We start from the raw sequence: 1,243 nt of genomic DNA, 5'->3' as shown, positions 1-1,243 counted from the left end.
GGCACGCGGCCGAGCGCTGGGCATCCGCCGGGCGTCGGATCGGGCGAGCCGAAGACCTGCTCGCCGCCGCCAGCGACGACCACGACCGGACCCTGGCCGAGGTCGAGTCCGCCGCCGGCGAACGTACCCGCAGCCGCAGCTACCTTGAGACCCTGCGCGGGCAGCTCGGCGCCGACGTGCAGGGTTACCGGGACCGGGTCGCCGCCGTGGTCGCCGAGCTGAAGTCGATCAGTGCCGAGCTGCGCCGCCTGGGCGAGAGCGCTCGCCGGGACGGCGAGAAGAAGGCCGGTCTCGGGGAGCGGCTCCGCGGCATCCGTGCGGACCAGGACCGCGTGGCCGCGAACCGGGTCGCCGCCGTCGCCGCACTGCAGCGCACGACCGCGCTCGGCCTTGTGCAAGTGGCCGACCTCGCCGCGCTGGCCGTCGTCGAACCGGATGCCGGGGGAGACACCGACTGGACCGTGACCCGCGGGGTGCAGCTCGCCCGCGCGATCGAGGCTGCGCTGCCCGAGGTCGACGCCTCCGACGAGAAGTACAGCCGGCTGCAGTCGCAGGTGTTCACCGAGTTCGCCGACCTGCAACGCTCGCTCGGCCGGCACGGGCACGAGGCAGCCTACTATCCGAACGACGACGGGGTGCGCGTGGTCGTGACCTTCCGCGGACGGGAGATGCTGCTCGTGGAACTCGGCGAGCAGCTCGGAGAGCAGATCGAGCAGCACCTGCGGCTGTTGAGCGCGAAGGAGCGCGAGATCATCCAGTCACACCTCGTGACCGAGGTCGGCGCGCAACTGTCCGAGCTGATCGGAGACGCCGACCGGCAGATCGTTCAGCTCAACGAGGAACTTCGTGCCAGGCCCACCACGACGGGCATGATCCTGCGGGTGCTCTGGAAACCGCGCCCGGACGGGCCGGCCGGGCTGACCGAGGCCCGGCGCCTGCTCGCGACGACGGCGGATGTCTGGGACGAATCCGATCGGGCCGCGCTCGGAGGCTTCCTGCAGGCCCGGATCGCGGAAGTGCGTGACGCCGACGAGGCCGGCAACTGGTACGACCACCTCGGCGAGGCGCTCGACTACCGCCGCTGGCACCGCTTCACGGTCGAGCGGCAGCAGGGCGGCGCCTGGAAGTCGGCGACCGGCCCGGCGTCGGGCGGCGAGCGGGTGCTCGCCGCGAGCATCCCGCTGTTCGCGGCGGCGTCCTCGCACTATCGCACCGCGACCAACCCACACGCCCCGCGGATGAT

1 protein-coding gene is annotated in these 1,243 nt (G+C 72.6%); it reads left to right on the top strand.

Annotated elements, in window-relative coordinates; all coding sequences use genetic code 11:
• Positions 1-1,243 (top strand): SbcC/MukB-like Walker B domain-containing protein (locus QN345_RS19245; RefSeq protein ID WP_323509137.1); only part of this gene is annotated, 1,243 nt, incomplete at both ends.

The sequence above is a fragment of the Cryobacterium sp. 10I1 genome, from assembly GCF_035019805.1.
In the GTDB taxonomy this organism is placed as follows: Bacteria; Actinomycetota; Actinomycetes; order Actinomycetales; family Microbacteriaceae; genus Cryobacterium; species Cryobacterium glucosi.
This window is presented reverse-complemented; position numbering and strand designations above follow the sequence as displayed.